General features: G+C 75.2%; 9 protein-coding genes. 2 read left to right on the top strand and 7 right to left on the bottom strand.

All coding sequences use genetic code 11. The features are described 5' to 3' along the window. Positions 1–36: 36 nt before the first annotated feature. From PAI11_RS02865 to PAI11_RS02845, 5 genes are all read right to left on the bottom strand, one after another. Complete coding sequence (locus PAI11_RS02865; protein ID WP_007570638.1) at positions 37–240, bottom strand: DUF1918 domain-containing protein; 204 nt, start codon at positions 238–240, stop codon at positions 37–39. Continuing rightward, the gene (locus PAI11_RS02860; RefSeq protein ID WP_007570636.1) at positions 237–2897 is read right to left on the bottom strand and encodes a cation-translocating P-type ATPase; all 2661 of its coding nucleotides are present in this window, start codon (positions 2895–2897) and stop codon (positions 237–239) included. Before PAI11_RS02860 ends, PAI11_RS02865 begins: the two co-directional genes overlap by 4 nt. 253 nt (positions 2898–3150) lie before the next feature. After that, positions 3151–5553: a glycoside hydrolase family 65 protein gene (locus PAI11_RS02855; protein ID WP_007570634.1), complete on the bottom strand. Its 2403-nt coding sequence runs from the start codon at positions 5551–5553 to the stop codon at positions 3151–3153. Beyond that, a complete protein-coding gene (locus tag PAI11_RS02850; protein WP_007570632.1) occupies positions 5550–6302 on the bottom strand; it encodes an HAD family hydrolase in 753 nt (250 codons plus the stop codon). The genes PAI11_RS02855 and PAI11_RS02850 overlap by 4 nt, the downstream gene beginning before the upstream one ends. Continuing rightward, complete coding sequence (locus PAI11_RS02845; RefSeq protein ID WP_040597917.1) at positions 6299–7618, bottom strand: acetyl-CoA hydrolase/transferase family protein; 1320 nt, start codon at positions 7616–7618, stop codon at positions 6299–6301. Before PAI11_RS02845 ends, PAI11_RS02850 begins: the two co-directional genes overlap by 4 nt. A gap of 130 nt (positions 7619–7748) precedes the next feature. Between PAI11_RS02845 and ppsA the strand changes: the two genes are divergently transcribed. Next, complete coding sequence (gene ppsA / locus PAI11_RS02840) at positions 7749–10133, top strand: phosphoenolpyruvate synthase (protein ID WP_007570630.1); 2385 nt, start codon at positions 7749–7751, stop codon at positions 10131–10133. Here ppsA and PAI11_RS02835 read toward each other — a convergent pair. Both PAI11_RS02835 and PAI11_RS02830 read right to left on the bottom strand, forming a co-directional pair. Next, positions 10130–10459 (bottom strand): hypothetical protein, encoded by a 330-nt coding sequence (locus tag PAI11_RS02835; protein WP_138974066.1) that lies wholly within the window; start codon positions 10457–10459, stop codon positions 10130–10132. The genes ppsA and PAI11_RS02835 overlap by 4 nt on opposite strands. A gap of 105 nt (positions 10460–10564) precedes the next feature. After that, entirely contained in the window at positions 10565–10813 is a 249-nt protein-coding gene (locus PAI11_RS02830; RefSeq protein ID WP_138974065.1) for a hypothetical protein, read from the bottom strand. A 197-nt stretch (positions 10814–11010) separates the two neighbouring features. Between PAI11_RS02830 and PAI11_RS02825 the strand changes: the two genes are divergently transcribed. Continuing rightward, a complete protein-coding gene (locus tag PAI11_RS02825; protein ID WP_007570627.1) occupies positions 11011–12054 on the top strand; it encodes an NAD(P)-dependent alcohol dehydrogenase in 1044 nt (347 codons plus the stop codon).

Here is a 12054-nt window from a genome sequence, read left to right as displayed (position 1 = left end):
ACCACGGCCGCGGGCCGCGCCGGGCCGCCGGCGCGTTCACTCGCGCCGCAGCCGCTCGTGCGGCTCGGGGTAGTGGATCGCCTCGTGCTCCTCGTCCCAGCGGACGAGGAACCGGCGGTGCCCCGGCCCGCCGCGGACTTCGAGGATCAGCCCGCGCCGCGGCGGACCGCCGCCCGCCACCGGGCTCTCGAGCCAGTCGCCAGGGCGGGCCTGCTCGAAGCTGGAAATCGTCTCGGTCATCGTGCCTCCCGGCGTCGTAGGTTCCAGCGGTAGAGCTCGTCGACGCCCCACACCACCACCGGGAACGCCGGCAGCAGGGCCAGCGTCGACAGGTCCGGCGGCCGGGTCGAGAAGACCTCCTGCAGCGGCGGCAGCCAGACCACCGCGGCCGCGACCACCAGCTCGAAGGCGATGCCCCACAGCAGCAGGCGGTTGCCCAGCAACCCGACGCTGCGCAGCGACGTGCGCTCGGCGCGGGCCGCGAGCGCCGTGCCGAGCTGGCAGGCGACGATCCCCAGGAAGCTCATGCTCGTCGCCTGCAGGTAGCCGTCGTGGAGGGCCGAGCCGGCGTCGGTGGCCGCGCCCGGCGTCCAGCCGGCGCGCCAGAGCGCGAAGAAGAACCCGCCGAGGACCAGGATCGCGGAGGTCAGGCCGAGCACCCCCCACGCGCGGACCAGCAGCGCCCGGTCGATGACCTGCGCGCCGTGGCGCCGCGGCGGGCGCTCCATCGTCCCCTCCTCGACCGGCTCGCGGCCGAGCGCCAGCGCCGGCAGGGTCTCGGTCCCGAGGTCGATCGCCAGGATCTGGACGGCGGTCAGGGGCAGCGGCACCGCGCCGCCGCTGAGGGCGAAGACCAGGAACGGCAGCACCTCGGCCGGGGCGTGGGCGAAGATGTAGAGGATGAACTTGCGGATGTTCGAGTAGACCCGCCGGCCCTCCTCGACCGCGGCGACGATCGTCGAGAAGTCGTCGTCGGTCAGCACGACCGTCGCCGCCTCGCGCGCCACCTCGGTGCCCGAGCGGCCCATCGCGACCCCGATGTCGGCCCGTCGCAGCGCCGGGGCGTCGTTGACCCCGTCGCCCGTCATCGCGACGACGTGGCCGTCGTGGCGCAGCGCGTCGGCGATCCGCAGCTTCGCCTCCGGGCTGCTGCGGGCGAAGACCAGCTCCTCCGGCCCCCGCAGGAGCGTCGTGAGCTCGGCGTCGCCGAGCGCCGCGAACTCCTCGGCGCCGACGATCCGGATCCCCGCTCCGCCGATCCCGACCTGGCCGGCGACGTTCGCCGCGGTCAGGCCCTGATCGCCGGTCACGACGTGGATCTTGATGCCGGCCCGGTGGCACTTCGCGACCGCGTCGGCGACCTCGGGCCGCGGCGGGTCGATCATCGCGATCAGCCCGAGGAAGGTCAGGCCGCGCTCGCTGTCGTCGCGGTCGTTGCGCCCGGGCAGCCGGTCGAGCCGCCGCTCGGCGATCCCGAGCACGCGCAGCCCGCGGGCCGCCAGCTGCTCGTCGACCGCGCGCGCCCGAGCCCGCTGCCGCTCGTCGAGCGGCCGATCGCCGATCCGCGTGCAGCGGTCGAGGACCTCCTCCGGCGCCCCCTTCGTGGTCGCCCACAGCTCGTCGGCGCGGGCGTCGACGGTCGTCATCAGCCGTCGCGTCGGGTCGAAGTGGAAGAGCTGCCGGCGGGCGCCGGTCGCGACCGCGAGATCGACGCCGCCGTCGCGGGCCGCCGCCAGCAGCGCGAGCTCGGTCGGATCGCCGGTTTCGGCGTCGAGGTCCGCCGTCGTGCAGGTGGCCGCGGCGCGCAGCAGCTTCGGCTCCGCGTCGCTCCCCGCCGCATCCGGCGTCCAGCGGTCGACGACCCGCATCCGGTTGAGGGTCAGCGTCCCGGTCTTGTCGGTGCAGATGACGTCGGTGGCCCCGAGGGTCTCGACCCCGCCGAGCCGCTTCACCAGCGCCCCGCGCCGCGCGAGCTGCCGGACGCCCGCGGCGAGCGCCAGCGTGATCGTCGGCAGCAGGCCCTCGGGGACGTTGGCCACCAGCAGGCCGATCGCGAAGATCACCGCGTCGCGCAGCGGCAGGCCGGCGACCGCGGTGCCGAGCGGGACGAAGGCGATGCCGACGCCGACCGCGATCAGCGCGATCAGCCAGGCGACCCGGCGGACCTGGAGCTGCAGCGGGCTCTGCTCGGTGCTGACCTGATCCGACAGCGCCGCGATCCGCCCGATCTCGGTCTGCATGCCGGTGGCGAAGACCGCCGCCGTCGCGTCGCCGCCGGTCGCGCTGGTGCCGCTGAAGACCAGGTCGGGCTGCGCGGTCAGGGATCCGGGGACCGGCGACGCGTCCGCGCTGCGCAGGACCGTCTGCGACTCACCGGTGAGGGCCGAGGTGTCGCACTCCAACGCCCCGCTCAGCAGCCGCGCGTCGGCGCTGATCCGGTCGCCCTCCTGCAGCAGCAGCACGTCGCCCGGCACCACGGTCGTCGCGTCGACGCTGACCGAGCGCCCGTCCCGCAGCACGGTCGCCTGCGGCGGCAGGTACTCGCGAAGCGCCTCGAGCGCGTGAACGGCCTGGCGCTCCTGCCAGAACGCCAGCGCCGCGTTGAGCACGATCACCGCGACGATCGCGATCGTCAGGACGGTCATCCCGGCCAGCTGCGCGAGGACCGCCGCGGCGGCCAGCAGCAGCGCCAGCGGATGCGTGAACTGGGCCGCCAGCTGCCGGGGCCAGTCGGCCCCGCGCCGGCGGACCAGCTCGTTCGGCCCGTAGGCGTCCAGCCGCCGCCGCGCCTCGCTGCTCGTCAGCCCCGTGGAGGAGGTCTCGAGCTCGCGCAGGAGCGTGGCGGCCGGTTCGGTGGGATCGCGCGCGATCGGCGGCGAGGAGGAGGGAGCGCCCATCGCGCGGATCCGGCCCTCAGGCCTCGTCGGCCGGCTTCGGGGTGATCTCGACGACCGGCGAGCCAAGGCGGGCGCGGGCATCGGCGACGTCGGTGAACGGGCGGCGGATGATGGTGGTCATGGAGCAACTCCTGTCGGTTGGTTGCGGGCCCGTCGACGGTCGCATCGCGAGCCGCCCGATCCATCCGCTCCAAGCCCGCGCCGTGACTCCGTAGTTCGCCCGGTCGAGCGCCAGCGGCCGCCGCGGCGCCGGTCAACCGAGGACGCGGAGCGGCACGTCGAGCGTCTCGCCCGGGCCCAGGACGCTGCGCGCGCCACGGTGAACGACCGTGATCGGCGATCGGTCCGACGGCGGCACCGTGACCCGCAGGCGACCGCCGCCGATCCGTATCCGGACGTCCCAGTGGCCGCGGTAGCGGACCGACAGCTCGAGCTCGCCGAGCTCGTCGGGCAGCCGCGGGTCGAGCCACAGCGCGTCCTCGCGCAGCTCGATGCCGGCGTAGCAGCGGTGGACCAGGTCGACCGTGCCCGCCATCGCGCCCAGGTGGATCCCCTCCGCCGTCGTGCTGCCGGGCCCGCTCTCGATGTCGCTGTCGAGCGCCTGCAGGAACAGCGGCCACGAGCCCGGCCGGCTGGCGCGCGCCAGGACCCACGAATGGACCACGCGGCTGAGCGTCGAGCCGTGCGAGGTTCGCGCGACGTAGTAGTCGATGTTGCGCGGGATCGTGGCGTACTCGAACGGATAGCCGAGGCGGGCCAGCAGCGCGCCCAGCTCCTCGGACGACAACAGGTAGAAGAGCATCAGCACGTCCGCCTGCTTCGACGCCCGGTAGCGATTGGGGCTGTCGCCCTCGGCGTCGAGGATCCGGTCGAGCCGGGCGATGTCGCCGTAGCGGTCGCGGTAGCCGTCCCAGTCGAGCTCCTGCAGCTGCTCGTAGCCCTCGAACTGGCTGATGATCCGCCCGTCGTCGTGGAAGGGGACGAACATCCGCCGGCTGATGTCGCGCCAGCGGTCGAGCTCGTCGCGGTGCAGGTCGAGCTGCTCGCGCAGCGCTCGCCGCCGCTGGTGCGGCAGGCGGTCGAGCGCCTCGCGCGCGCGGTCGAGCACCCACACCGCCATCAGGTTCGTGTAGGCGTTGTTGTCGATCCCCGGCTCGTCGCGATCGGGGTAGCCGTCGTGGTACTCGTCCGGCCCCATCACCCCCCGGATCACGTAGCGGTCGCGAACCCGGTCGTAGCTGGCGATGCTGCTCCAGAAGCGAGCGATCTCCAGCAGCAGCTCCGCCCCCTCGTGCGCCAGGAACTCGAGGTCGCCGGTGGCCTGGTAATGGCGCCAGACGTTGTAGGCGATCGCGATCCCGATGTGGCGCTGGCGGTGGGAGCGATCGGGCCGCCAGTCGCCCGTCAGCGGGTTGAGGTGCCACTGCTGGCTCTCCTCGCGCCCGTCCGAGCCGCTCTGCCACGGGAACATCGCCCCGGAGAAGCCGGCCGCCCGCGCCGCCGCCCGGGCCTCGGGCAGGCGGCGGTGGCGGTAGCGCAGCAGCGCTCGCGTCAGCTCCGGCAGCTTCAGCGTCAGCAGCGGGAAGATGAAGATCTCGTCCCAGAACACGTGCCCGCGGTAGGCCTCGCCGTGGAGCCCGCGGGCCGGCACCCCGACGTCGAGGTCGACCGCGTTGCCGTTGACCGTCTGCAGCAGGTGGAACAGGTGCAGGTTGAGGGCCGCCGTCGTCGCCGGCCCGTCGACCTCGACCCGGAGCGCGTCCCAGATGCCGTCCCAGCGCAGGACGTGGGCCTGCAGCAGCGCGTCGAACCCGGGGGCGCCGATCAGCGTCCTGCGGGCGGCGAGCGTCGGCTCCGAGATCGCCACGTCGCGCGAGGTGTGCAGCGCCACCACCTTCTCGACGGTGACGGCCTCGCCGACCGCCAGCCGGAGCGAGAGCTCCTCCGCGATCCTCCGCTCCTCGGCGATCGTCCGCCGCTCCACGGCGAGCGGCTCGCCGGCACGGTGGACGCGCGTGCGCGCCGCCAGCGCGATCGCGATCCGGGACTGGCGGGTGCGGGCGCACAGCGCGATCGTCTCGTCGTCGGGTCGGTCGCACGCGATCGCGTCGAGGTGGCCGGCGGCCAGCTCGCGGTAGCGGTCGACCCCGCCGTTCTCGACGTCGCCGTCGATCCCGGAGCTGATCGTCAGCTGCCCCGACCAGTCCTCGGCGTGGATCGTCGTCTCGAGCGCCGCCAGGTGCGGGTCGGCCATGCTCACGAACCGCCGCTGCGCCACGCGGGTCGTCTGCCCCTCGGCGTCGCGGAAGCGCAGCCGCCGCAGCAGCAGGCCGCGGCGCAGGTCGAGCACCTGCTCGTAGTCGAGCAGCTCGACGTCGCGCAGGTCGAACCACGGCCCGTCGCCGATCCGGAAGCCGAGCGGCAGCCAGTTCGGCACGTTGACGATGCTCTCGTGCTCGAGCTCGCGCTCGCCGACCCGCGACGTCAGGCGGTCGAAGACGCCGGCGACGTAGGTGCCCGGTCCATGGACGTCGTCGGCACGGGCCTCCGGTGCGGCGCCGCGGGTCGCGAAGTACCCGTTGCCGGTCGTGCAGAGCGCCTCGCGGTGGCCCTCCTCGGCCGGGTCGAAGCCGTCGTAGCGCAGCGTCCAGATCACGGCTCGCCCACGATCCGGAGCGCCGAGAGGTCGGCGACGACGAGGTCGGCCCCGGCGTCCGCCAGGCGCTTGCCGTCGCCCCCGCGATCGACGCCGACGACCAGGCCGAAGCCGCCGCGGCGGCCAGCGCTGACCCCGGCGATCGCGTCCTCGATCACCGCCACCCGGGCCGGCGGCACGGCGAGCCGGCGGGCCGCCTCCAGCAGCACCGCCGGATCCGGCTTGCCCGGCAGGCCCAGGCGATCGGCCTCGGCGCCGCCGACCACCACGTCGAACAGCTCGCGGACTCCCGCCGCGCGCAGCATCTCGTCGCAGTGCCGGCTGGCCGAGAAGACGCCGGCCGGCCGCCCCCGCGCCCGCAGCGCTCGCACGAAGGCGACCGTCCCCGGGAACGCCCGGACGGCCGCCGCCCCGAGCAGGTCTCGCAGCACGGCGTCCTTGTGATTGGCGATCCCGCAGACCGACCGGCGATCGGGCGGGTCGTCGGGGGCGCCGTGGGGCAGCGCGATCCCCCGCGAGGCGAGGAACGCGGCGGCTCCGTCGTAGCGCGGTCGGCCGTCGACGTGTCGGCGATAGTCGGCGTCGCGGTCGAACGGCACGAACGGCTCCCCGATCAGCCGCGCGCGATGCTCCAGGAAGTCGTCGAAGGCGAGCTTCCAGGCGGCGGCGTGGGTCGACTCCGTGTCGGTCACCACGCCGTCGAGGTCCAGCAGGACCGCGCCGACGCGGTCCAGCGGGAAGCGCGTCACCGGCCGCACCCGGCCTCCGCGGCCACCTGCCGCTCACCGGCGGCTCCGGGGAGGATCCCGGCCGCTCGGGCCTCGCGCTCGAGCTCGTCGCGATGAGCCGGGTCGGCGATCGCGATCAGCGCCGCCGCGCGCTGGGCCGTCGTGCGGCCGCGGAGCGACGCGATCCCCCACTCGGTGACGACGTGGTCGACGGCGTTGCGCGAGGTCGTGACCACCGATCCCGGCGTCAGCGCGGTCCGGATCCGGCTGCGGCCGTCGGACGTCGTCGCGCGCAGGACGACGAACGCCTCGCCCGATCGCGCCCAGATCGCCCCGGTCGCGAAGTCGACCTGGCCGCCGCTGCCGGACCACGCCCGCCCCGCGACCGTCTCCGACGCGCACTGGCCGTAGAGGTCGACCTCGGTCGTGGCGTTGATCGACACGACGTGGCGCTCGCGGGCGATCGTGCGCGGGTCGTTGACCCAGTCGACCGGCTCGAGCGCCACGCCCTCGCGCCGGTCCAGCCAGCGGTACAGCCGCTGCGAGCCGAGCGCGAACGTCGCCACCGCCTGTCCCGGCCGCAGCTGCTTGCGCGCCCCGGTCAGGACGCCCCGCTCGATCAGGTCCATCGCGCCATCGCCGAGCAGCTCGCTGTGGAGCCCGAGGTCGCGGTGGCCGCGGAGCGCGACGCAGACGGCGTCGGGCACCTTGCCGACCCCGATCTGGAGCGTGGCCCCGTTCGGCACCCGCTCCGCGACCGCCGCCGCGATCGCGTGGTCGCGGGCATCGGGAACGGGTGGCTCGACCGCCTGCAGCTCCCGCGCCGAGCGGTACCAGCCGGCGACGTCGTCGATCCGCACCCGGTGGCTGCCCCCGACGGTGGGCATCCGCTCGTCGACCTCGAGGAACAGCGGCGCGTCGCGCAGCAGCGCCGCGACGTACTCCGCGTTGGTCCCGAGCGTGCACCAGCCGTCGTCGTCGGGCGGGCTCGCGGTCGCCAGCAGCAGCGAGCAGCGCGTGCGCTCGCGCAGCAGCCGTGGCAGCTGCGAGAAGTCGGTCGGGACGACGTCGCAGGTCCCGGCCCACGCCGCCGACCGGGTCGCGGGGGTCAGGAAGTAGCTGACGTGCCGCAGGTGGTCGCCGCACGCGCCGTCGACGTGCGGGCGCCGGCGCATCGCGTGCATCTGGTGGATCCGGACGCCGTCGAGCGCGCGGTGCTCGCGCTCGAGCGCGTCGATCGCGGCGACCGGCTCGCCGTTGGCCATCGCCACGACCAGGTCGTCGCCCGGTCGGACGAGGTCGAGGACGTCCTCGGGCCGGCCTTCGCGCACGCTCATGCCGACACCGTCGAGCCTCGGCGCCCTGTCGCCATCCGCCTTCGCCCGCCGCCGGACTGCGGAGAACCACGGACGAGGTTCGCCGATGCGGGCGGATGGCCGCCGGCCGGTCGCGGCGTACGGTCGCGCAATGCCCACCGCCACGACCACCGACAGCGTCCGGCCCTTCGACCGCCTGAGCCGCGACGACGTGGCGTTCGCCGGCGGCAAGGGCGCCAACCTCGGCGAGCTCACGCGCGCCGGCTTCCCCGTCCCCGGCGGGTTCGTGATCGGGGCGCCCGCCTACGCCGCGTTCTGCGACGCCGGCGGGCTCCGCGAGCGGATCGCCACCCGGCTGGCCGACGTCGACATCGCCGACCAGTCGGCGCTGCAGGCTGCCTGCGAGGCCATCCAAGGCGACCTTCGCCGCCATCCGCTGCCGGCGGCGCTCGGGACCGCGATTCGCGATGCCTACGCCGCGCTCGACGCGCACGGGCCGGGCACGGCCGTCGCGGTCCGCTCGTCGGCGACCGCCGAGGACACCGCGGCGGCCTCGTTCGCCGGGATGAACGAGACCTGCCTGAACGTCCGGGGCACCGACGCGCTGCTCGACGCGGTGCGTCGCTGCTGGGCCTCGCTGTTCTCTCCGCGGACGGTCGCCTATCGCCAGGAGCGCGGGTTCGGCCAGGCCGACATGGACATCGCCGTGGTCGTCCAGCGCCAGGTCAGCTCCACCCGCGCCGGCGTCATGTTCACGATCGACCCGGTCACCGGTCGCGAGGACCGGCTGATGATCGAGGCCGCGCTCGGCCTCGGGGAGTCGGTCGTCTCCGGGCAGGTCACGCCCGACCGCTTCGTCGTCGACAAGGCCACGCGCGAGGTGCTCGTGCGCGAGATCCACCAGCAGGAGCGGACGATCGACTCGACGCCCGGCGGCGGCACGCGATCGCGCGAGCTGTCGGCCGACGAGGGCGCCGCGGCGACGCTCGACGACGCCGCGCTGCTCGCGCTGGCCGACCTCGGCGTGCGGATCGAGCGCCACTACGGCACGCCGCAGGACACCGAGTGGGCGTTCGACGAGGCCGGCGACGTCTGGATGCTGCAGTCGCGACCGGTGACCGCGACCGGCCACGCCCCCGCGCCCGCTCCGGCCTCGGCCGCGGGCACCGCGTCCGCCGACGGCGGCGCCCCGCTGGTCACGGGCCGCGGGGCCGCGCCCGGCGTCGCCAGCGGCCCGGTCCGGGTGCTCGCCACGCTCGCCGACGGGACCCGGTTCCAGGACGGCGAGGTCCTCGTCGCGCGGATGACCGCGCCCGACTGGGTGCCGCTGATGCGCCGCGCCGCCGCGATCGTGACCGAGGCGGGCGGCACGACCTGCCACGCCGCGATCGTCTCGCGCGAGCTCGGCGTGCCGTGCGTCGTCGGAGCGCGAACCGCCACCAGCGTCCTCCACGACGGGCAGCAGGTGACCGTCGACGCCGGCTCCGGCCAGGTGACCGCGGGCCGCGCCACGCCGCCCGGCGCCGCTCCCGTCGCGAGCGTCCAGCCGGGTCCGGTGGTCGTCGGGCCCCCGAGCCAGGCGGCGGCCGCTCCGGTGACGGCCACGCGGCTGCTCGTCAACCTGTCCGAGCCGAGCCAGGCGCTCGCCGCCGCCGCGCTGCCGGTCGACGGGGTCGGCCTGGTGCGCGCCGAGCTGATGGTGCTCGAGGCGCTCGAGGGCGCCCACCCGCGGACGCTGCTCGGCGCCGGTCGCGGCGACGAGCTGGTCGACCGGCTGGCCGCCGGCCTGACGACCTTCGCCAACGCCTTCGGCGACCGCCCGATCACCTACCGCACGATCGACTTCCGCAGCAACGAGTTCCGGCAGCTCCGGGGTGGCGAGCGGTTCGAGGCGCTCGAGGCCAACCCGATGATCGGCTACCGCGGCGCGCTCCGCTACCTGCACGAGCCCGACCTGCTGCGCTGCGAGCTCGACGCGATCCGCCGGGTCCGCGACGCCGGCGCCGAGCAGCTGCACGTGATGCTGCCGTTCGTCCGCACGGCCGGCGAGGTGGCGCGGATCCGCGAGCAGGTCCGCGCCGCGGGCCTGCTCGACCAGCGCGGATTCGAGCTGTGGGTGATGGCCGAGGTCCCGTCGGTGCTCTTCAACCTCGAGCGGCTGGCGGCGCTCGGCGTCGCCGGGATCTCGATCGGATCCAACGACCTCACCCAGCTGCTGCTCGGCGCCGATCGCGACTCCGAGCTCGTGGCCGAGGTCTTCGACGAACGCGATCCGGCGGTCGTGGCCTACGTCCGGCAGCTGATCGGCCGCGCCCATGACCTGGGCCTGCGGACCTCGATCTGCGGCCAGGCGCCGTCCGCGCACCCCGAGTACGCAGCGATGCTCGTCGAGGCGGGGATCGACGCGATCTCGGTCAGCGCCGACGTCGTCGACCGGACCCGGCGACTGATCGCCACGGCCGAGCGGCGGCTGCTGCTGGACGCCGCCCGCGACGCGGTCGCGACGCGGCAGGTCCGAGGGACCGCGACGCGCTAGGTCGACTGCGGCCCCGTGCCCGGTCCGCCCGGCCCCTCGGCGATCAGCCGCGTCAGCCAGGCGCTCCGCAGGCGCAGCTGCTGCTCGGTGAGCGGCGGACCGACGGCCTCGACGACCGCCAGCCACCCGAGCGCGTCCTGGTAGTCGCCGCGGGCCGCCGCGGCCTCGGCCCATCCGAGGCTGCGGTCGATCGCAGCGCGGTGACGGCCGAACCGGTCCTGCTCGCGCTCCGGCTCGTACCCCGACGCGGCCGGGCCGTCATCGGCCGGCCCGTCCGGCGCTTGGCGCCGCAGCGAAGCGATGGAGCTCGCGCCCCGAGCACTCACCGGCTGGCGGTGACGTCGCTTGTCGACGTCCGGTCCCACGTCACCGACGCTACACCCGCCGTCGGCGACAGGCAACGGTCCCGCGTCGAGCGCGCCGGAGGCCGCTCAGCGGCCGCGCCGGTCGAGCGCCATCAGGCGACCGCGGACCTGCTGCAACTCGGCGGTGAAGTCCTCCATCAGCCGCGGGACGCCGGACTGCCGGCGCCCGGCGACGGCGTCGCGGTACTGGCGCTCGCGAAGCGCGGTCAGCACGTGGTCGATCCGCCGCGCACGGTGCTCCAGGCGCACCCGCTCCAAGTCGGCGCCGATCGTGCGCGGGGCGTACGCGGCGTCGGGTACGGACTGGGTGGACATGCCGGGCAGCATCGCCATCCCCGGTTCGTCCGCCATCCGCAGCCGCTACCGCCGTCGTTGCGGAGAACCACGGATCGCCGTGGATCCGCCCCGCGGCGCTCCGTAGGAATTGCGGACTCGCGTCGGCCCGGGCTGCGGATGGAGCGCCGCGTGTCCGGAGCGACGATGCGTTCGAGCAATCCGACGAGGTGATCGACGTGCAGGCCTACCAACTGGTCGACTGGCAGCAGCCCGCGGCGTTGCGCGAGGTCGACGTGCCCGAGCCCGGCCCCGGTCAGGTCCTGGTGAGGATCGGCGGCGCCGGGGCCTGCCACTCCGACCTCCACCTGATGGACTGGCCGGCCGGTCAGCTGCCGTTCGAGCCGCCGTTCACGCTCGGCCACGAGAACGCCGGCTGGGTCGCGCAGCTCGGCGCCGGCGTCGACGGCCTCGACGTCGGCGAGGCCGTCGCCGTCTACGGGCCCTGGGGCTGCGGCCGCTGCCGCGCCTGCCGGGCGTCGAAGGAGAACCTCTGCGAGCGCCAGGGCGAGATCGGCGCCTTCGGCGGCGGTCTCGGCCGTGACGGCGGGATGGCGCCCTTCATGCTGGTGCCGTCGCCGCGCCTGCTGCTCCCGCTCGGCGACCTCGACCCGCGCGACGCGGCGCCGCTGTCCGACGCCGCCCTGACCCCCTACCACGCGATCAAGCGCTCGCTGCCGGTGCTGACGCCCGGCTCGACGGCGGTCGTGATCGGCGTCGGCGGGCTCGGGCAGATGGCGGTCCAGCTGCTGCGCGCGCTGACCGCGGCCCGGATCGTCGCCGTCGACCCGAACCGCGACCACCTGCAGCGGGCGAGCGAGCTCGGCGCCGACGCCGGCTTCGCCCCCGACGCGGACACCGCCGCCCAGATCGTCGAGCTGACCGGCGGGCGGGGCGCCCAGCTGGCGCTCGACGTCGTCGGCAGCGACGAGACGATGGAGCTGGCCCGCGCGGTCGCCGCCGTCGAGGGCCACCTGACCGTGCTCGGACTCGCGGGCGGCTCGCTGAGCTGGACCGCGATGGGCGTGCTCCCCTGGGAGTGCAGCCTGACGTCGACCTACTGGGGCAGCGCCAACGAGCTCGGCGAGGTCCTCGACCTGGCGCGTGCCGGCCGGATCCGGGCCGACGTCGAGCGCTTCGCCCTCGCCGACGCGGGCGCGGCCTACGACGCCCTGCGGGCCGGCCGGATCGCCGGCCGGGCCGTGATCTGCCCCAACGACTGA

The sequence above is a fragment of the Patulibacter medicamentivorans genome (assembly GCF_000240225.1).
Taxonomy (GTDB): Bacteria; Actinomycetota; Thermoleophilia; order Solirubrobacterales; family Solirubrobacteraceae; genus Patulibacter; species Patulibacter medicamentivorans.
The sequence above is the reverse complement of the archived record's forward strand: the minus strand, read 5'-3'. Positions and strand labels throughout refer to the sequence as shown.

Excerpts from the sequence above, each read along its gene's own strand:
- PAI11_RS02865 (WP_007570638.1), bottom strand. The coding sequence starts at position 240 with ATGACCGAGACGATTTCCAGCTTCGAGCAGGCCCGCCCTGGCGACTGG.
- PAI11_RS02860 (WP_007570636.1), bottom strand. The coding sequence starts at position 2,897 with ATGGGCGCTCCCTCCTCCTCGCCGCCGATCGCGCGCGATCCCACCGAA.
- PAI11_RS02845 (WP_040597917.1), bottom strand. The coding sequence starts at position 7,618 with ATGAGCGTGCGCGAAGGCCGGCCCGAGGACGTCCTCGACCTCGTCCGA.
- ppsA (WP_007570630.1), top strand. The coding sequence starts at position 7,749 with ATGCCCACCGCCACGACCACCGACAGCGTCCGGCCCTTCGACCGCCTG.
- PAI11_RS02830 (WP_138974065.1), bottom strand. The coding sequence starts at position 10,813 with ATGTCCACCCAGTCCGTACCCGACGCCGCGTACGCCCCGCGCACGATC.